Raw genomic sequence first — 18,953 nt, 5'->3', positions numbered from 1 at the left:
CAGTGGAGCCATGGAGACCTTCGAGAGCCTCGTCCGTACCGAGTTCGCGCCGAAGAACACCTACCTGAACACGGCCAGTACCGGCCTGCTGCCGGCCCGCACCGTCGCCGCCATGCGGACCGCGGTTCAGGCCGCGGCCGCCGGGCAGCCGACCGACATGTTCGCGGACGTCGAGGCGAGCCGCGCCTGCTTCGCACGGCTCGTCTCGGTGCCCGAGCGCCGGGTGGCGGCCGGGGCCTCCGTCGCGGTCTACAGCGGCCTGATCGCGGCCTCCCTCCCGGAGGGCGCCGAAGTCCTCACCGCCGAGGGCGACTTCAGCTCCGTTGTGAACCCCTTCCACGTCCGCACCGACCTCAAGGTGCGCACCGTGCCGCTGGAGCGGGTCGCCGAGTCGGTGCGACCCGGCACCGCCCTGGTCGCGGTCAGCGCCGCGCAGTCCGCCGACGGCCGGGTCGCCGACCTGCCCGCGATCCGGGAGGCGGCCCGCCGGCACGGGGCGCGTACGTACATCGACGCGTCCCAGGCAAGCGGATGGCTGGACTTCGACGCGGACGCCTACGACTACTCCGCCTCCGTCGCCTTCAAGTGGCTCGTCTGCCCGCGCGGCGTGGCCTTCCTGGTCGTCCCGGAGGACCTCGGCGGGCTCACCCCGCTCTTCGCCGGCTGGGTGGCGGGGGAGCGCCCCTGGGACGCGTGCTACGGCCCCATCGACGAACTCGCCCACTCCGCACGGCGGTTCGACGAGAGTCCCGCCCTCTTCTCCTACGCCGGCGCCCGCCGCTCCCTGGAACTGCTGGAGGAGCTCGGTGTGGACGCCGTCCGCGCGCACGACCTCGCCCTCGCCGACCGGTTCCGCGCGGGCCTTGCCTCCCTCGGTCACGAGCCCGTCCCGTCGCCCGGCTCGCCGATCGTCTCCGTGCCCGGACTCGGCCGCCGCCAGGCGGAGTTGAGCAGCGCCCAAGTGGAGGTCTCCGACCGCGCGGGCAACCTGCGCGCGGCGTTCCACCTCTACAACACGCCCGCCGATGTCGACCGTCTGCTCGACGTCCTGTCTGCCTGAACCACTGGCGCGGGCCCGGCCGGGACGCTAGGAAGGGCACGTGGAGTCCACGGGCGCTACCTCCGCACCGCCGCCTGCCGACGCGGAGGTGCACCGGCGGCTGGTGTACGGCGACGAGTCCGCGCTGGCCGAGGTGTACGCGGCGTACGGCGGGCTGGTGCGGCGGGTCGCCGTGCGCGTGACACGCTCGCCGGGTGCCGCCGAGGACGTGGCGCAGGAGGTCTTCGCCCATCTGTGGAGCCGGCCGTACACCTTCGACGCGCGCCGTGGCTCGCTGCGCACCTGGCTGTCCGTGCTCGCCCACCGGCGGGCCGTGGACTGGGTGCGCAGCGAGGCCCGGCACCGCAAGGACGCCGGCGCCGACGACTCCGCGCTCCAGGCCATCCCGGACGCCGGTCCCGGTCCCGACGAGACGGTCGTCGACCGCGAGCGCTCCATGCTGCTGCACACCGCCCTCGCCGAACTCCCGCAGCCGCAGCGCGAGGTGGTGCACCTCGCCTACTTCGCCGGCCGCACCTACCGGCAGGCCGCCGTGGAGCTGGGCATACCCGAGGGCACCGCCAAGACCCGGCTGCGCAGCGCCCTGCGCTCCTTGGCGGAAACTTTGGCCGACCCGCCCGACCCGGCGCTCGAAAGGGGCGCATGATGGCGAGAGGGGTACCCGCAGGAAGGCCGAGCGAGGTTCTCGCGGGCAACGGGCACGCAGAGGAGGCGCGCGATGACCGACGGACACGGGTCCGTACCTGATCTGCTGGCCGCCTGGGCCTTCGGCGCCCTCGACCCGGCCGACGCGGAGACCGTCTCGGCGCACCTGGCCGGTTGCGGGAGCTGCGCCGCGGAGGCGGCGAGGCTGAAGGAGACGGTACGGCTGCTCGACGGGTCGCCGCTCACCGCTTCCACCCGGTCGCCCGACGGGGTGCTCTCCCTCGCCCTGCGCACCCGGCCGTCCGTGGCCGGTGTCGCCGCCCACGCCGCCCCCTACGCCGCCGCCGTCGCCGGGCTCAAGGCGCTGCTGCCCGAGCTGGCGGGACGCTGGGCCACACCGGTCGTGCACGACTGGGACGCGCACGCCACCGTCGCCCACCTCCTGGCCGCCGACGAGCACCTGGCCGGCCGGCTCGGCGTCGACGCGCGCGTGCCGCCCTCGCACATCGAGGAGGGCGCGCACTGGGAGGACGCCTGGAACCGCCGCAGTGCCGATGTCATCGCCCACGAGCACGGCCGTACGCCCGAGGAGACCGTGGCCGACTGGGCCGCGCAGGCCGGCCGGCTCCTCGGCACGCCCGAGGCCCGGGACGCCGAACTCGCCGCGCGGGCCGTGACGTTGATGGGGATGCGGCTGCCCGTCGCCGACCACTTCCTGGTACGCGGCTTCGAGACGTGGATCCACACCGACGACCTCGGCCGCGCCCTCGGCCTCGCCGTCCCGCTGCCGCCGCCGGAGCACCTGGAGCGGCTGGTCCGCCTCGCCGTCCGCGTCCTCGGACTGGCCCTGGGACCCACCGCGCCCCCGGTGCTGTTCTCGGTCACCGGGGGCGAGGAATGGGTGCTGGGCTCCGCGGACGAGCCCGTACAGGCCGAACTCAGCCTCGATCCGTACGACTTCTGCCTGCTGGTCGGCGGACGGCACGCCCCCGAGACGGTGCCCAGGGGCACCACGGGCGACGCGGCCGCCGTACGGAACGTACTGGAGCGGGCCGCGTCGCTGGCGTGGCTGTGAAGCTCACCTGCGTGAGGCTCACTTCACCGGGGTGAAGTCCCGTGCCCCAATGAACTCGGGGCGCCGGATCGGAGCGGCGAAGGGCTCCACTGCCGCGTTGTCCACGCTGTTGAACACGATGAACACGTTGCTGCGCGGGAACGGCGTGATGTTGTCGCCGGAGCCGTGCATGCAGTTGCAGTCGAACCAGGTCGCCGAACCGGCCTTGCCCGTGAAGAGCTTGATGCCGTACTCGGAGGCCATCGCGGTCAGCGCCTCGTCCGACGGCGTGCCCGCGTCCTGCATCTGGAGGGACTTCTTGTAGTTGTCCTTCGGCGTGGCCCCCGCACACCCGAGGAAGGTCTTGTGCGAGCCGGGCATGATCATCAGCCCGCCGTTGGTGTCGTGGTTCTCGGTCAGCGCGATCGAGACCGACACCGTCCGCATGTTCGGCAGACCGTCCTCGGCGTGCCAGGTCTCGAAGTCCGAGTGCCAGTAGAAGCCGCTGGCGCCGAAGCCCGGCTTGACGTTGATCCGCGACTGGTGGACGTACACGTCCGAGCCGAGGATCTGCCGTGCCCGGCCGACGACCCGCTCGTCGCGCACCAGCGCGGCGAACACCTCGCTGAGCTTGTGCACCTCGAAGACGGACCGGATCTCCTTGGACTTCGGCTCGATGATCGACCGCTCGTCCGCGCGGATCGCCGGGTCGGCGATCAGCCGCTCCAGCTCGCGGTGGTAGACGTCCACCTCGTCCGCGCCGATCAACTGGTCGATGGCCAGGAAGCCGTCACGCTCGAACGACTGCAGGTCGCCGGTCGTGATCGGGCCCGGGGTGTCAGGGGCGCCCCACACGACGGGGTCCTGGCGCGGCGTCGACACCTCGGTGGCGGCGCGGCTGGGGTAGAGATCGGTGACGTTTCCGGTGATGGCGGTGGTCATGGGTTTCTCACACCTCCTCGGGCTCGGTGAGCAGCGGGTACACCCCGTTCTCGTCGTGGTCCTCGCGGCCGGTCACGGGCGGGTTGAAGACACAGATGCAGCGGAAGTCCTCCTTCACCCGCAGCGTGTGCCGCTCGTGCCCGTCCAGGAGGTACATGGTCCCGGGCGTGATCGAGTGGGTCAGCCCGCTCTCGTGGTCGGTCAGCTCGGCCTCGCCCTCGACGCAGACGACGGCCTCGATGTGGTTCGCGTACCACATCGACGTCTCCGTACCCGCGTACAGGATCGTCTCGTGGAGCGAGAAGCCGACCCTCTCCTTCGCGAGGACGATGCGCTTGCTCTCCCAGGTGCCGGACGCCGATTTCACATGGCGGTCGGTGCCTTCGATGTCCTTGAACGAACGGACGATCACGGTGTTGCGATGCCTCCTAGGTGGGGGTGTACTCGGTGCTCCCGGACGGACGGCCCATCGGGCGGGCCGTCCGTCGGCCGGGGGTCTTTCGGCGCCGGTCAGGCGGTCTCGGTGACGGCGCGGGCCAGGACGCGGAGCCCCTCGTCGAGCTCGTCCGGGGTGATGGTGAGGGCGGGCAGCAGTTTGATGACCTCGCTCTCCGGGCCGGACGTCTCCACGAGCAGTCCGAGTTCGAAGGCGCGGCGCGCGACCCGGCCGGCCCGCTCCTTGTCGTGGAACTCCATGCCCCACACCAGCCCGCGGCCCCGGTACTCCTTCACATCTGCGAGGTTCTCCTCGCAGATGGCGATCAGGCCCTGCTCGACCTGCTCACCGCGGGCCCGGGTCTGCTTCTCCATCGCGCTGCCGTCGGCCCAGTAGGACTCCAGGGCGGCGGTGGCCGTGACGAAGGCCGGGTTGTTGCCGCGGAAGGTGCCGTTGTGCTCGCCCGGCTCCCAGATGTCCAGCTCGGGCTTGAACAGGCACAGCGACATGGGCAGTCCGTAGCCGCTGATGGACTTGGACACGGTGACGATGTCGGGGGTGATGCCCGCCTCCTCGAACGAGAAGAAGGCACCCGTACGCCCGCAGCCCATCTGGATGTCGTCGACGATGAGCAGCATGTCCTGCCGCTCGCAGAGCTCGGCGAGCGCCCGCAGCCACTCCGGACGGGCGACGTTGATGCCGCCCTCGCCCTGCACTGTCTCCACGATCACGGCGGCGGGCTTGTTGAGCCCCGAGCCCTGGTCCTCCAGGAGCCGCTCGAACCACAGGAAGTCCTCGACCGTGCCGTCGAAGTAGTTGTCGAACGGCATGGGGGTGCCGTGCACCAGCGGGATGCCGGCGCCGGCCCGCTTGAAGGCGTTGCCGGTGACGGCGAGCGAGCCCAGGGACATGCCGTGGAAGGCGTTGGTGAACGACACGATGGCCTCGCGGCCCTTCACCTTGCGCGCAAGCTTCAGCGCGGACTCCACGGCGTTGGTGCCGGTCGGGCCCGGGAACATGACCTTGTACGGCAGGTCACGCGGGCGCAGCACCAGGTCCTGGAAGGTCTGCAGGAAGGCCCGCTTGGCGCTGGTGGACATGTCGAGTCCGTGCGTGACGCCGTCGCGCTCCAGGTAGTCGATCAACGCCCGTTTCAGGACGGGGTTGTTGTGCCCGTAGTTCAGCGAGCCGGCGCCGGCGAAGAAGTCCAGGTACTCGTGGCCGTCCTCGTCGTACATGCGGCTGCCCCGGGCGCGGTCGAAGACGGTGGGCCAGCCGCGGCAGTAGCTGCGCACCTCGGACTCGAGGGTCTCGAAGACGCTGAGGTCGGGCTGGGTGATGGTCACGACGAATCGCTCCTTGTTGCGTGGGGGGTGTCAGAGGGAGAGGGGGCCGATGCGGTACAGCACTTCGGGGTCGTGCGGTCCGTCCGGGAACAGGCTGGTGGGGAAGAGCACGTCCCGCTCCAGGGCGGCGCCGTGCCGCTCGGCGAAGGAGTCGAAGAGCCGATCGGATGCGGTGTTGCCGGGCGTGATGGTGGTCTCGACGCTCGTGATGCCGTACTCGCCGCTGACCCGCGCGACGAGTCCGTCGAGCAGCGCGGCGGCGATGCCGCGCCCGCGGTACGCGTCGTCCACGGCCACCTGCCAGACGAGCAGGGTGCGCGGACGGTCCGGGCGTACGTACCCGGTGACGAAGCCGACCGGCTCCCCGCGCTCGTCCCGCGCGACGGCCGACGTTCCGGCGAAGTCGCGACACCACAGCAGATAGCTGTACGACGAGTTGAGGTCGAGGGCTTTGGAGTCTCTGGCAATCCGCCACAGCGCGGCCCCGTCGGCCACCGCCGGACGGTCGATTTGCAGGTCTGCTTGTGCGGCAGTCATGCGAATTGAATTTACCGAGGGAAATTCGAAATTGCATGGCCGTGAGGGGTTACGTGTGGCGCAGGGGTGTGTTATCACGCGGGCGTGAGGAAAGCCCTTGAGGTGCTGCGATACGCCCCATTCTGCCCCCTTAATACCATACAAACCGGACGCAATGTGGAACGCGTCACAGGCATGTAACTCTCACGAGATCTGCCCGAATTAGTGCGGTTGGTGTTCGCGGAATCTTTGCGTTTAGGGTCGAAGAAAGCGGGCAGAAGAGTATGGGGAGCTGCCCTGGAAAAGAATTCCAGAATTACGCCGAATTCATGCTCCGGTAACGCCTTCGATGTGCTCTCGCAGAATGTCGACGTGGCCGTTGCGGAGCCCCCGGCCGGGGTCGAAGGGGCGGAGCCCCTTCAGGGTGGGACGGGCGGCGGGGGCGAGAAACCCCCTACCGCCACCCGCCGCCGTCCACCCCCCGCAACGCCCCCTCCACGTCCACGTCCAGCCCCCGCTCCGCCAGCGCGGCGCCCAGTGCGGCCAGGGATCCCCGTACCGCCCCCGCCGTCGCATCCGTCCCGTAGTGATTGACCCGGACCATCTCCTTGGCCAGCGCCCCGCCTCCCGCGGCCAGCGGCAGCGCCGGGTCCGACGCCAGTGCCCGGGACACCACCTCCGACGCGACCACTCCCGCCGGCACCCGCAACGTCGTCGCGACGGGAGCGGCGTCCCGCTCGTCGTACACATACGGCTCCAGCCCCCCGCCCAGAGCCACCGCACCGGCCCGCGTGGCGAGTGCCGCGGTCCGGTGGCGGCCCATCACCGTCTCCAGACCGTCGCTCTCGATCCGCTCCACGCACGCCTCCAACGCCAGCATCTCCAACTGCGCGGGAGCGTGCAGCAGCGTCCTGCGCCCGCCGTCGATCCACCGCTCCTTCCAGTCGAGCAGCGACAGATACGACCGTCGGGGCGCCCGCGGATTCGCCGCCATCCGGGCCCAGGCCCGCTCGCTCACCGACACCGCCGACACCCCGGCCGGCCCGCCCATCGCCTTCTGCGCCCCGATGACGCACAGGTCCACGCCCCACGCGTCCGGCAGCACCGGCTCGGCCCCGATCGACGCCACCGCGTCCAGGTAGAACAGCGCCCCGTGTTCCCGCACCACCTCGCCGATCTCCGCGACGGGATTGGTGTTGCCGGTGGCCGCCTCCGCGTGCACCAGGGACACGAAGTCGATCTCAGGGTGCTCGGCGAAGGCGGCACGGATCTGGTCCGCCGTGACCGCCGTGTGGAAGGGCACCGCCAGATCGATCACGGTCGCGCCGCAGTCCCGCAGCCAGTCCCCGAAGGTCTGCCCGTACGGGCCCGTGATCACGTTCAGCGCGGTCGTGCCGGGCCCGGCCGTCCCGCGGATCGCCCCCTCCAGGGGCAGCAGCGCCTCGCCCTGCATGATCACGACGTCCTGCCGGGTCCCGAGCAGCCGTGCCACCCGGTCCTCGACGGCGGTGAATCGGGCGGCGCTCAGCGGTGCCAGGTCCAGGAAGGGGTGCGTCATGGGCGTGCTCGCTTCATTCTGTGGAGGTCTACTCCACCGATCTTAGGTCGAGCGACCCCACAGCCATCGGTTTGGTTTGGGTAGCTCAAACTCATCCTTATAATCGGAACCCAAAGTTCCCTCACAGGAGGCCCCCCGTGAAGACGACCCTCGGGCGCCGGACCCGCATTCTGGCCGCCACCACCGCGACAGCAGGGCTGGTGCTCGTGGCCGGCTGCTCCTCCGACGACGACGGCGGCAGCGGCACGAAGACCGCGGCCGGCGGTGTCGAGCTCGTCAAGGCGGGCCAGCTCACCACCTGCACCCACCTGCCCTACCCGCCCTTCCAGTCGGAGATCGACGGCAAGGTGCAGGGCTTCGACGTCTCCCTGATCGACCTGGTCGCCAAGGACCTGGGCGTGAAGCAGGAGATCCTCGACACGCCCTTCGAGAACTTCAAGACGGGCGCCTTCCTCAACGCAGGTGAGTGCGACCTCGCCGCCGCCGGCATGACCATCACCGACGAGCGCAAGAAGAACGTCGACTTCTCCGACCCGTACTTCGAGGCCACCCAGGCCGTCCTGGTCGACAAGAAGAGCGGCATCTCCTCCTTCGCGGACCTCAAGGGCAAGAAGGTCGGCGCCCAGGCGCAGACCACCGGCGAGGACTACGCCAAGAGCAAGGGCCTGGACCCGGTCTCCTTCGAGTCCTCCGACGCCGTCCTCAACGGCCTGCGCACCGGCCAGGTCGAGGCCGTCGTCATCGACTACCCGGTCGTCCAGGGCTGGCTGAAGGACAAGGCCAACGCGACCGCCTTCGAGGTCGCCGAGCAGATCAACACCGGTGAGCAGTACGGCATCACGGTGAAGAAGGGCAACGACAAGCTCCGCGAGGCCATCAACAAGGCGATCAAGGACGCCAAGGCCGACGGCACGTACAAGAAGCTGTACGAGCAGTGGATCGGCCCGTACGACGAGTCCGCCGCCTCTCCGTCGCCCGCCGCCTGATCCCATGGCCGCCACGGACGTACAACTCCAGCCGAAGAAAAAGGGCCTGACCCGGCGCCAGAAGCGCAGCCTGTCGCGCGGCGTCCAGTACGTCGTCTTCGTCGCGGCCGTGATCGCCTTCGCGGTCGCGGCCGACTGGGGCCGGCTGAAGAACCAGTTCGCGCAGGGGACGATCGCCCGGGAGATGTTCCCGGACGTCATCACCCTCGCGCTGAAGAACACCGTGCTCTACACCGTGTCCGGCTTCGTCGTCGGACTGGTCCTCGGCATGGTGATCGCGCTGATGCGGCTGTCGTCCGTGGGGCCGTACCGCTGGCTCGCCGGTGTCTACATCGAGATCTTCCGCGGTCTGCCCGCCCTGCTGATCTTCATCTTCATCGGTGTGGCCGTACCGCTGGCCTTCCCCGGCACGGAGATCCCGGGCGGCACCTACGGCAAGGTCGCGCTCGCGCTCGGCCTGGTCGCCGCCGCGTACATGGCGGAGACGATCCGCGCGGGCATCCAGGCGGTGCCCAAGGGGCAGATGGAGGCGGCGCGTTCGCTGGGCTTCTCGCCCGCCCGCGCCATGATCTCGATCATCATCCCGCAGGCGTTCCGCATCATCCTGCCGCCGCTCACCAACGAACTCGTCCTGCTCTTCAAGGACTCCTCGCTGGTGCTGTTCCTCGGTGTGACGCTTCAGGAGCGCGAACTGTCCAAGTTCGGCCGTGACCTGGCCAGCCAGACCGCCAACTCCACGCCGATCCTGGTCGCGGGCCTGTGCTATCTGCTGGTCACGATCCCGCTCGGCTTCGTCGTACGCCGTATGGAGTCGAAGGCCCAGGAGGCCGTGAAATGAGCGAGAGCCTTCGCAAGGCCGGCCCGGAGATCGAAGTCCGAGGCCTGCACAAGTCCTTCGGCGACAACGAGGTCCTGCGCGGCATCGACCTGGAGATCCGCCAGGGCGAGGTCGTGTGCGTCATCGGCCCGTCCGGCTCGGGCAAGTCGACGCTGCTGCGGTGCGTCAACCTGCTGGAGGAGCCCACCAAGGGCCAGGTCTTCGTCGGCGGCACCGAACTCACCGACCCGGACGTCGACATCGACGCCGTACGCCGCCGTATCGGCATGGTCTTCCAGCAGTTCAACCTGTTCCCGCACCTGACGGTGACCGAGAACCTCACGCTGCCGCAGCGCAGGGTCCTCGGACGCGACAAGGCGGCCGCCGCGAAGGTCGCCGCCGAGAACCTGGAGCGGGTCGGCCTGTCGGAGAAGGCGACCGCGTACCCCGCGTCCCTCTCCGGCGGCCAGCAGCAGCGCGTCGCCATCGCCCGCGCCCTCGCCATGGGCCCGCAGGTGATGCTCTTCGACGAGCCGACGTCCGCGCTCGACCCCGAGCTGGTGGGCGACGTCCTCGCCGTCATGCGCATGCTGGCCGACGAGGGCATGACGATGATGGTCGTCACCCATGAGATGACCTTCGCGCGCGAGGTCGCCGACCGGGTCGTCTTCATGGACGGCGGAGTGGTCGTCGAGGACGGCGCCCCCGACCAGGTCATCGGCAACCCCCGGCACGAACGCACCCGCCACTTCCTGTCGCGGCTCCTGGACCCGGCGATGGCCGAGGTGGAGGAGGAGACCTCCGACCAGGTCGGCAAGGGCGACTAGCCGCTCACTAAGGTGCAGTCATGAGCGAACGCGCTGTGCTGCACGTGAAGGGCCGGGTTCTCGTCGGTCCGGACGACGTCCGGGACGAGCTGTGGGTCGTCGACGGGCGGATCTCCTACGACCGTCCGGCCGGCGCCCGCGACGTCCGCACCGTCGAGGGCTGGGCCCTGCCCGGCCTCGTCGACGCGCACTGCCATGTCGGCCTCGGCGCGCACGGCCCGGTCGACGACGACGTCGCCGAGAAGCAGGCACTGACCGACCGCGACACGGGCACCCTGCTGATCCGCGACGCCGGCTCGCCCTCCGACACCCGCTGGGTCGACGACCGCGACGACCTGCCGAAGATCATCCGGGCCGGCCGGCACATCGCCCGCACCCGCCGCTACATCCGCGGCTACGCGCACGAGATCGAGCCGGAGGACCTGGTCGCCTACGTCGCCCAGGAGGCCCGGCGCGGCGACGGCTGGGTCAAGCTGGTCGGCGACTGGATCGACCGCGACCTCGGCGACCTCGCGCCCACCTGGCCGCGCGAGGCGGTCGAGGCCGGTATCGCCGAGGCCCACCGACTGGGCGCCCGGGTCACCGCGCACTGCTTCGCCGAGAGCTCGCTGAGGGATCTGGTCGAGGCGGGCATCGACTGCGTCGAGCACGCCACGGGCCTGACGGACGACCTGATCCCGCTGTTCGCCGAGCGCGGGGTGGCCGTCGTCCCCACCCTCGTCAACATCGCCACCTTCCCGAAGCTGGCCGACGGCGGCGAGTCCAAGTTCCCGCGCTGGTCGGCCCATATGCGCCGGCTGTACGAACGCCGCTACGACACGGTCCGCGCGGCCTACGACGCCGGCATCCCGGTCTTCGTCGGCACGGACGCGGGCGGCACCCTTCCGCACGGCCTGGTGGCCGCCGAGGTCGCGGAACTGGTCACCGCCGGGATCCCCGCCGTCGACGCCCTCGCGGCGACGACCTGGGCGGCCCGGACCTGGCTCGGCCGCCCCGGCCTGGAGGAGGGCGCGGCAGCGGACCTCGTGATGTACGAGACCGACCCGCGCGCGGACGTCCGCGTCCTCGCGGCACCCCGGCGGATCGTGCTCAACGGGCGGGTCGTCGGCTAGCCGCTCGCTCACTCAGCGTGACGGAGGCCGGACCGTGTTGCCGCCCGACGCTCCTGGAGTGCGCCGACGCCGCCACGCGCGCGCTCGCACAGAAGGGGGTACGGGGGTGACTTCGAGGAACATCCGTGCCCAGGGATTCGAAAAGTTTCACGGGAGAGTCACGTTGGAGTGAACTCCCGCCGGAGTGCTGACTCTTCACTCTCAGTGCGCAATTCTTGCCGGGTCCCGAGCAAGTCTCCTCTGGGGGTCCCCACCTTGAACGGCAAGAACTTCCGCCTGCCCGCACGCCGTCTCGCCACCGTCGCGACGGCCACCGCCCTGACCGCCGCTCCGGTGGTCCTGGGCGCCGCGGGCCCCGCGCACGCGACCGGTGACGAGGGTCGCGCGAGCGCCGTCGTGCTCCGTACGGGGCTCGACGTCTCCCTGCTCAACAAGACCGTGAACGTCCCGCTCGCGGTCTCCCTGAACGAGGTCCAGGCGCCGCGGAGCGCCGAGAAGGCCACACTGACCGCCCAGTTGAACGGCGTCGACGGCGGCGAGCCCTTCAGCGTCCTGAACGCCGAGGTCGCCCGGTCCAAGGCGACGGTCCAGGACGGCAAGGCCGAGGGGTACACCAACCTCGCCCACGCCAAGGTCCACGTCCCCGGTCTGCCGCTGCTGTCGCTCATCGAGGTCGGCCAGGTCACCTCCAGGGCGACCTGCGAGGCCGGCAAGGAGCCGACCGCCTCCTCCAACCTGCTCGGCGACGTCACCGTGCTGGGCAAGAAGGTCACGCTGACCGCAGGCGGCACCACGAACGTCGAGGTTCCCGGCGTCGGCGAGGTGCGGCTCGACTACTCCAAGACGGAGCAGACCTCGCGCACCGCCGCCGCCACCGCGCTCGAACTCAAGGTCTCCGTCAACCCGCTGAAGCTGAACGTCGCCGAGGTCGAGGGCACCCTGACGCTGGCGAAGGCGACCTGCGAGACCCCGGCCGAGCCCGAGCAGCAGGCCGAGCCGGGCACGGATCCGGTCGGCGACGTGAAGCCCCAGGGCGAGCCCGCCGGCGAGGGCCTCGCCGAGACCGGCGGCAACTCCATGACGCCGTACATCGCCGGCGGCGCGGTGGTCCTGCTCCTGGCGGGCGGCGGCGCGGTGGCGCTGGCGCGGCGTCGCAGGAGCTGATCGCGAGCGCGCCCCGGGACCGGCGGGACCCGGCCGAGCGGACGCGGTGAAGTCGACTGCGATCCGCCGGCGCGGGGCCGTATCGATATGCGGCTCCGCCGCGTGGGCGTGACCGGTCACGAGGGCGCCGCGGACGAACGACGGCGTATCAGGGCACGTTCACCGCAGCGCTCAGCCTGCCGCCGGGTCCACCGCACGCTCCAGCGCCCGCAGGAACCCGTTGACGGTCCCGCGGTCCCGCACCGCGAGGCGCAGCCACTCCTCGCCCAGCCCGGGGAAGGTGTCCCCGCGCCGGACCGCGTACCCGAGGTCGCGCAGGCGCCGGCGCACCGCGGCCGCCCCCGGCAGTCGTACGAGCACGAAGGGGCCCTCGGCCGGTTCGACGACCCGCAGTCCGGCCGGCGCGAACTCGGCCAGTCCCGCGACGAGATGCGCCCGGTCGGCGGCGATGCGGTGGGCCGCGTGGGCCGCCTCCGCCAGCGCCTGGGACGAAACACAGGCCTCGGCGGCGGCCAGCGCCGGTGTGGAGACCGGCCACAGGGGCTGGGCGCGCTCCAGGTCGGCGACCGTGTCCGGGGCGGCCAGGACGTAGCCGATCCGCAGCCCGGCCAGCCCCCAGGTCTTGGTCAGGCTGCGCAGCACCACCAGACCCGGCACGTCCGTCCGCCCGGCGAGCGCCTCCCGCTCGCCCGGCACCGCGTCCATGAACGCCTCGTCCACCACCAACGTCCGCCCGGGACGGGCCAGTTCGGCGATGGACGCGGCCGGGTGCAGTACCGAGGTCGGGTTGGTCGGGTTGCCGATCACCACCAGGTCGGCATCCTCGGGGACGGCCGCCGGATCGAGGCGGAAGCCGTCCTCTTCCCGCAGCAGCACCCGGTCGACGGTGTGCCCGGCGTCCCGCAGCGCCGCCTCCGGCTCCGTGAACTGCGGGTGCACGACGACCGGCCGGCGCACCTTCAGGGCGCGCGCCAGCAGCACGAACGCCTCCGCCGCCCCCGCCGTCAGCAGCACGCGCTCCGCCGGCAGCCCGTGCCGTGCCGCCACGGCCGCCCGCGCGGCCCGCCCGTCCGGGTAGGCCGCGAGCGAGCCCAGCGACCCGGCGATACGCTCGCGCAGCCATGCGGGCGGCGTGTCCGCGCGGACGTTCACGGCGAGGTCGACGAGCGCCGAGCCGTCGTCACGGACCTCGGCGTCGCCGTGATGGCGCAGGTCGTGTGCCTCAGTGGGCATGTGAGTGGGCGCCGTGGTGGTGATGACCGTGCCCGTGGTGGTGGTCGTCGTCGTCCGGGTGGAAGTGCGGCTGCTGCGGCAGGCCGACCTTGTCCTCGAAGCCGGGCAGCGCGATGCGGTACACGCACGAGTCGCAGTTCATCCGCAGATCGCCCTTCACGGCCTCCTCGTAGCGCTCCATCACCAGGTCCAGCAGCTCCGGCTCGGGACCGATGACGTCCGCCGAGCGCACGTCGATCTCCGGGTGGGCAGCCGCCCAGCCCTCGGTCTGGTGGCGCACCCGGTCCGGCAGGATGCCGGTGAACAGGAAGTACGGCAGGACGACGATCCTGCGCGCCCCCAGCTTCACGCACCGGTCGAGCCCGCTCGGCACGTCCGGCGCCGCCAGCGACACGAACGCCGTCTCCACGCCCGCGTAACCGCGCCCCTCCCACAGCAGCCGCGCCGCCTTGTGCACCTCGGCGTTGGCGTCCGGGTCGGTCGAGCCGCGCCCCACCAGCAGCACGGTCACATCGGCCCGGTCCCCGGGCGTGCGCTTGCCCTCGGTGCCGAGCGCCTCGTCGAGGCGCCGCTCCAGCACGGACAGCAGCGACGGGTGCGGGCCCAGCGGGCGGCCGTAGGTGTAGGAGATCCCGGGGTGGCGTTCCTTCTCGCGGGCCAGCGCGGCCGGGATGTCGCCCTTGGCGTGCCCGGCGGACACCAGCATCAGCGGCACCGCGGCGAACCGCTGGACGCCGCGCTCGACCAGCTCCGTGACGGCCTCGCCCAGCGGCGGCGGAGACAGCTCGATGAAGCCGCCCGCGACGGGCAGTTCGGGGTGGCGGCGCCCCAGCTCCCGGACGAAGTCGCGGAACGCCTCGGCTCCGGCGTCGTCCCGGGTGCCATGACCGGCGATGAGCAGGGCGGGCGGCGGGGTGGTCAAGATTTCTCCTCGGAGTGCGAAACGGGGTGGTACAGCAGGGCGTTGAGCGCGGCGGAGGCCACGGCCGAGCCGCCCTTCTCGGACACGTTGCTCACGGCGGGCAGCCCGCTCTCGCGCAACGCGGCCTTGGACTCGACCGCGCCGACGAAGCCGACGGGCAGGCCGATGACGAGCGCGGGGGAGACGTCGAGGGTGAGCAACTCCTCCAGGGCGGTCGGCGCGTTGCCGATCACCCAGAGGGCGCCCGGACCGACCTGCTCGTACGCGAGCCGGATGGCGTGCGCCGACCGGGTCAGCCCCGGACCGGCGACGGCGTCCCTGAGCCGGCAGACGGTCTCCCGGCGGGTGATCCCGGCGGCCACCATCTCGACGTCGACGACCACGGGCGCCCCGGCGTGCAACGCGGCATGCGCCTTCTCCAGGGAACCCTCGTCCAGGACGAGATCGGTCGCGTAGTCCAGGTCGGCGGCGGAGTGGATGACCCGCTCCACGACCGCCCGGCTCAGCGGCGGGAAGTGCGAGGTGTCCAGCCGGGCGCGCAGCCGCCGATAGGACTCCACCTCGATCGGATGGACGACTCGGTTCACCTCGGGCCCTCCTGCGACGCCTGCCAGCGGTAGCCGCGCGGCGTCACCATGCGCCCGGCGATCTCCCGGGTCGCGGTGTTGCCGACGGTCACGACCGTCATCATGTCGACCGTCGCCGGGTCCAGAGAGCCCAGTGTCGTGAGCCGACTGGACTCGTCCGGCCGCGACGCGTTCCGTACGACCCCGACCGGCGTCGTGGGCGTGCGGTGCTCGGCGAGGATCGCCAGCGCCTTGGGGAGCTGCCAGTCACGGCCCCGGGAGCGCGGGTTGTAGAAGGTGACCACGATGTCCGCCTCGGCCGCCGCCCGCACCCGCCGCTCGATGACCTCCCACGGAGTGTGCAGGTCGGAGAGGCTGATGGACACATGGTCGTGCCCGAGCGGGGCGCCGAGGATCGCGGCGGCGGCGAGCGCGGCCGTCACCCCAGGTACGCCGATCACGTCGATGTCGTCGGACGCCTCGGCGAGCGCGGGGGAGGCCATGGCGTACACGCCCGCGTCCCCGCTGCCGATCAGCGCGACGGCCTGCCCCTTGCGGGCCTCCTCGACCGCCGTGCGCGCCCGCTCCTCCTCGGCGCCGAGCCCCGACTCCAGGATCAGGGTGCCGGGCCGCAGCAGGTCGCGGATCTGGTCGACGTACTGGTCGAGCCCGACCAGCACCGACGCCCGCCGCAGCTCCGCCTTCGCGCGCGGCGTCAGCAGGTCACGGGCACCCGGTCCGAGCCCGACGACCGCGAGCCGCCCGCGCCCGGGCCGCCGTACGACGGCACAGGTCGCCATTGCCGGCCGCCCGTCGGCACGCTCGGACTTCCGCTTCGGTACGAGGAGTTCACCGCCGTCCACGAGAGCGGCGGCCTCGGCGACCGAGGGGGTGCCCACGGCGGCCAGCGGCGCGGCGGAGGGGTTGGGGACCTCCACCACGGCCAGCTCGTCGGCGGAGTGGGTGACGAGGGGGACGCCGAGGCGCTCGGCGGCCGCGACGATGCCGGGCTCGCCGGCCTTGGCGTCGACGGTGGCGAGTTCGGCGAGGGACGCGGGGGACAGGCCGGCGTCCCGCAGCGCGCTCTCGACCAGCCCGAGCACCTCGTCGGCCGGGGCGCCCTTGGATGCCCCGACGCCGACGACGAGCGACGGCGGACGCAGCACGACCTCCCGCTCGACGGGCTCCACCAGCCGGTCCGTCACACGGATCGTGTACGCCCCTTCGGCGCCCGCCCGCAGCGGCGGCAGCGGCCAGGCCACCTCGGCCCGCAAGGCCACCGGCTCGCCGTCGAGCAGTGCCCGCGAGACCCCGGCGACATCGCCCTCGACCGCAAGCCCGAGCGTGTCAAGACCGGGCACCCCCACGGCGTCGGTGGCCGTCGTCACGACGGGCTCGGCGCTCAGCAACTCCCCGACCTCGCGCGCGAGTTCGTTCGCGCCGCCGCCGTGCCCGCCGACCAGCGACACGGCGAACCGGCCGCCCTCGTCGACGCACACCACACCCGGGTCGCTCGCCTTGTCGCCCAGCATCGGCGCGATCAGCCGTACGACCGCACCGGTCGCCAGGAAACACACGAGCTGCTCGCACTCCGCGAACGCCCGCCGCACGGCGTCCCCGACGGGCCCGTCGTACACGCGCACCCGGTCCGGCCACGCCGCGGCCAACCGGTCCCGCGCCGCCGACCCCGCCGAGGTGGCGGAAATGAGGCCGATCACTGAGCAACTCCCTCACGGTCCAGGGGCTTTCTGACACCCCACAGCAAGAACACCGGATTCGTCGACGCGAGCCGCGTCACATCCCCCGGCAGCGGCGCGAGCCGCGACGAGTGCAGCAGCACCCCGTCACAGTCGAACCCGGCGCAGGTCAGCGCCTCGCGGGCGGCCGGCACCCGGTCCAGCGCCGCCATCGCGACGACGACCGCGCGCCGGGCGCGCCGCGCGCACACGGTGACGATGGCCGGCAGTTCGCGTCCCCCGCCGCCGATGAACACGGCGTCCGGATCCTCCAGGTCGGACAGGACGGTGGGTGCCGCCCCGTGCACCACGTGCACGTCGACGCCGTGTGCGACGGCGTTGGCGCGGATCCGTTCGACCCCGTCCCGGGTCTTCTCCACCGCGGTGACGGCGGCACCCAGCCGCGCGCACTCCACGGCCACCGACCCGGAGCCCGCGCCGACGTCCCACACGAGCTCGCCGAGCCGCGGCCCGAGGCGGGCCAGCGCGAGCGCCCGTACCTCGAACTTGGTGATCATCGAGTCGCGGTGGGCGAACTCGCCCTCGTCCAGCGCCCACGAGGCGGGCCTGGCGCCCGCCCCGGCGACCGTACGCACGCCACCGAGCGCCCTTGCCGGGTCCAGGCACAGCACGACGCTCACGGCCGTGCCCCAGTCACGGGCGGCGGCCTCCACAGGCGTCACCCGCTCCACGTGCTCGTCCTCGGTACCCAGCGCGGAGGCCACGACGAGCACCCGCGTGTCGGCCTTGCGGGCGAGCGCGGCGCCCAGTTCGGCGGGCCCGGAGCCCGGACCGGTCAGCACGGCCACCTTCGGACGGGCCCGGCACACGTTCACCGCCGTACGCAGCTCCCGCCCGTGCGCGCTGACGACGACCGCGTCGTCCCAGGGCAGCCCGATCCGGGCGAACGCGGAGGCGACGGACGACACTCCCGGCCGCACCTGGAGCCGCTCCGGCCCGAACCGCTCGGCCAGCACCCGCACGATCCCGAAGAACCCCGGGTCGCCGGAGGCCAGCACGACCACGCGCCGGTCCTTCTCGACGTACTCCGCGATGGTGTCCAGAGCCGGGGCCAGCGCCCCGAGCACGACCCGCGCCACGCCTTCGGCCGGGCCGGCGGCGTCCAGATGCCGCCCCCCGCCGACGACCAGCTCGGCCCCGGCGAGGACGTCCCCGGGCAGCGGCTCTCCGGTCCCCGTGCCTACGACGGTGATCACGTACCGGCTCCCCGCTCACGCAGGGCCTTGCGGGCCTGCGGGTCGGCCCTGCGGTATCCGTGGAAGTGGCCGGGGTGGTACAGGTGCGAGCGCGTGCCGTGGGCGTCGAGTGCCGGGCCGACCAGGAACAGGGTGTGCTTCCAGAGCTTGTGCTCCTTGACGGTCTCCTCCAGCGTCTCGATGGTGCACCGCACCACCAGCTCCTCCGGCCAGGTCGCCTGGTAGGCGACGACGACCGGCGTGGACGTCGGATACCCGCCCTCCAGCAGCTCCCGCACGAGCTGCCCGCTGCGGGCGGCCGACAGGAAGATCGCCATCGTCGTGCCGTGCTTGGCGAACTCCCGCACCTCCTCGCCGGGCGGCATCGGCGTCTTGCCGCCACCGAGCCGGGTCAGCACCACGGACTGGGCGACCTCGGGGATCGTCAGCTCTCGCTGGGCGAGCGCGGCGACGGCGGAGAAGGCGGAGACGCCGGGTACGACCTCGGTGGCGATGCCGATCGAGGCGCATCGGTCGAGCTGCTCCTGCGTGCCGCCCCACAGGGCCGGGTCACCCGAGTGGATACGGGCGACCTTGAGGTTCTCGGCCCACGCCCGCTCGTACACGCCGACGACGTCCTCCAGGGACATGGTCGCCGAGTCGAGGATCTCGGCGTCCTCGCGCGCGTGCTGGAGGACCTCCGCCTGGACCAGGCTGGCCGCCCAGATCACGACGTCGGCCTCGGCGATGGCGCGCGCGGCACGGAACGTCAGCAGATCGGCGGCGCCGGGGCCGGCACCGACGAAGGTCACTTTGCCGGTGGGGGCATCGGCCATG

The 18,953-nt window shown here is 72.1% G+C and carries 19 protein-coding genes; 8 read left to right on the top strand and 11 right to left on the bottom strand.

Features of this window, described 5'->3' with window-relative positions; genetic code table 11:
• Positions 1-10: 10 nt before the first annotated feature.
• The 3 genes from ACZ69Q_RS23240 to ACZ69Q_RS23230 all read left to right on the top strand — a co-directional run bounded on the left by ACZ69Q_RS23240 (position 11) and on the right by ACZ69Q_RS23230 (position 2,780).
• The gene (locus ACZ69Q_RS23240) at positions 11-1,060 is read left to right on the top strand and encodes an aminotransferase class V-fold PLP-dependent enzyme (protein WP_471044900.1); all 1,050 of its coding nucleotides are present in this window, start codon (positions 11-13) and stop codon (positions 1,058-1,060) included.
• A gap of 40 nt (positions 1,061-1,100) precedes the next feature.
• Complete coding sequence (locus tag ACZ69Q_RS23235) at positions 1,101-1,706, top strand: RNA polymerase sigma factor (RefSeq protein ID WP_471044898.1); 606 nt, start codon at positions 1,101-1,103, stop codon at positions 1,704-1,706.
• Positions 1,707-1,778: 72 nt separating this feature from the next.
• Entirely contained in the window at positions 1,779-2,780 is a 1,002-nt protein-coding gene (locus ACZ69Q_RS23230) for a maleylpyruvate isomerase family mycothiol-dependent enzyme (protein WP_471044896.1), read from the top strand.
• Between the two features lie 18 nt (positions 2,781-2,798).
• On the opposite strand, the gene thpD is transcribed toward ACZ69Q_RS23230, so the two are convergent.
• From thpD to ACZ69Q_RS23205, 5 genes are all read right to left on the bottom strand, one after another.
• Positions 2,799-3,701: an ectoine hydroxylase gene (gene thpD, locus ACZ69Q_RS23225; RefSeq protein ID WP_471044895.1), complete on the bottom strand. Its 903-nt coding sequence runs from the start codon at positions 3,699-3,701 to the stop codon at positions 2,799-2,801.
• A 7-nt stretch (positions 3,702-3,708) separates the two neighbouring features.
• On the bottom strand, positions 3,709-4,113 hold the full coding sequence (locus tag ACZ69Q_RS23220) for an ectoine synthase (protein WP_471044894.1): 405 nt from the start codon (positions 4,111-4,113) through the stop codon (positions 3,709-3,711).
• A gap of 98 nt (positions 4,114-4,211) precedes the next feature.
• Positions 4,212-5,483 carry a diaminobutyrate--2-oxoglutarate transaminase gene (gene ectB, locus ACZ69Q_RS23215; RefSeq protein WP_471044893.1) on the bottom strand — a complete coding sequence of 424 codons (1,272 nt, stop codon included), beginning with the start codon at positions 5,481-5,483 and terminating at the stop codon, positions 4,212-4,214.
• Between the two features lie 30 nt (positions 5,484-5,513).
• On the bottom strand, positions 5,514-6,020 hold the full coding sequence (ectA, locus tag ACZ69Q_RS23210; protein WP_471044891.1) for a diaminobutyrate acetyltransferase: 507 nt from the start codon (positions 6,018-6,020) through the stop codon (positions 5,514-5,516).
• Between the two features lie 433 nt (positions 6,021-6,453).
• The gene (locus ACZ69Q_RS23205; protein WP_471044889.1) at positions 6,454-7,557 is read right to left on the bottom strand and encodes a pyridoxal-phosphate-dependent aminotransferase family protein; all 1,104 of its coding nucleotides are present in this window, start codon (positions 7,555-7,557) and stop codon (positions 6,454-6,456) included.
• A gap of 137 nt (positions 7,558-7,694) precedes the next feature.
• Between ACZ69Q_RS23205 and ACZ69Q_RS23200 the strand changes: the two genes are divergently transcribed.
• The 5 genes from ACZ69Q_RS23200 (at position 7,695) to ACZ69Q_RS23180 (ending at position 12,463) form a co-directional block, all read left to right on the top strand.
• A complete protein-coding gene (locus ACZ69Q_RS23200) occupies positions 7,695-8,543 on the top strand; it encodes a basic amino acid ABC transporter substrate-binding protein (RefSeq protein WP_471044887.1) in 849 nt (282 codons plus the stop codon).
• A gap of 4 nt (positions 8,544-8,547) precedes the next feature.
• Complete coding sequence (locus ACZ69Q_RS23195) at positions 8,548-9,381, top strand: amino acid ABC transporter permease (RefSeq protein ID WP_471044885.1); 834 nt, start codon at positions 8,548-8,550, stop codon at positions 9,379-9,381.
• Positions 9,378-10,187 (top strand): amino acid ABC transporter ATP-binding protein, encoded by an 810-nt coding sequence (locus ACZ69Q_RS23190; RefSeq protein ID WP_471044883.1) that lies wholly within the window; start codon positions 9,378-9,380, stop codon positions 10,185-10,187. Before ACZ69Q_RS23195 ends, ACZ69Q_RS23190 begins: the two co-directional genes overlap by 4 nt.
• A 20-nt stretch (positions 10,188-10,207) precedes the next feature.
• Positions 10,208-11,299: an amidohydrolase family protein gene (locus tag ACZ69Q_RS23185; protein ID WP_471044880.1), complete on the top strand. Its 1,092-nt coding sequence runs from the start codon at positions 10,208-10,210 to the stop codon at positions 11,297-11,299.
• 255 nt (positions 11,300-11,554) lie between these two features.
• A complete protein-coding gene (locus ACZ69Q_RS23180; protein ID WP_471044877.1) occupies positions 11,555-12,463 on the top strand; it encodes an SCO1860 family LAETG-anchored protein in 909 nt (302 codons plus the stop codon).
• A gap of 171 nt (positions 12,464-12,634) precedes the next feature.
• Here ACZ69Q_RS23180 and cobC read toward each other — a convergent pair whose 3' ends face one another.
• Genes cobC through cobM form a run of 6 tightly spaced genes read right to left on the bottom strand, consistent with a single transcriptional unit; the run spans position 12,635 to position 18,952 of the window.
• Complete coding sequence (gene cobC / locus ACZ69Q_RS23175) at positions 12,635-13,696, bottom strand: Rv2231c family pyridoxal phosphate-dependent protein CobC (RefSeq protein WP_471044875.1); 1,062 nt, start codon at positions 13,694-13,696, stop codon at positions 12,635-12,637.
• Positions 13,686-14,618 carry a sirohydrochlorin chelatase gene (locus ACZ69Q_RS23170; protein WP_471044872.1) on the bottom strand — a complete coding sequence of 311 codons (933 nt, stop codon included), beginning with the start codon at positions 14,616-14,618 and terminating at the stop codon, positions 13,686-13,688. The genes cobC and ACZ69Q_RS23170 overlap by 11 nt, the downstream gene beginning before the upstream one ends.
• Complete coding sequence (locus ACZ69Q_RS23165) at positions 14,615-15,205, bottom strand: precorrin-8X methylmutase (RefSeq protein WP_471044870.1); 591 nt, start codon at positions 15,203-15,205, stop codon at positions 14,615-14,617. The genes ACZ69Q_RS23170 and ACZ69Q_RS23165 overlap by 4 nt, the downstream gene beginning before the upstream one ends.
• Positions 15,202-16,902, bottom strand: coding sequence for a precorrin-3B C(17)-methyltransferase (cobJ, locus tag ACZ69Q_RS23160; protein ID WP_471044868.1), 1,701 nt, complete (start codon positions 16,900-16,902; stop codon positions 15,202-15,204). The genes ACZ69Q_RS23165 and cobJ overlap by 4 nt, the downstream gene beginning before the upstream one ends.
• Entirely contained in the window at positions 16,899-18,137 is a 1,239-nt protein-coding gene (cbiE, locus tag ACZ69Q_RS23155) for a precorrin-6y C5,15-methyltransferase (decarboxylating) subunit CbiE (RefSeq protein ID WP_471044866.1), read from the bottom strand. The genes cobJ and cbiE overlap by 4 nt, the downstream gene beginning before the upstream one ends.
• On the bottom strand, positions 18,134-18,952 hold the full coding sequence (cobM, locus tag ACZ69Q_RS23150) for a precorrin-4 C(11)-methyltransferase (protein WP_471044863.1): 819 nt from the start codon (positions 18,950-18,952) through the stop codon (positions 18,134-18,136). Before cobM ends, cbiE begins: the two co-directional genes overlap by 4 nt.
• Between the last annotated feature and the right edge of the window lies 1 nt (position 18,953).

The sequence above is a fragment of the Streptomyces sp. NPDC036764 genome, assembly GCF_055609385.1.
Note: the sequence above shows the minus strand (reverse complement) of the source record. Positions and strands in the feature narration are given on the sequence as shown.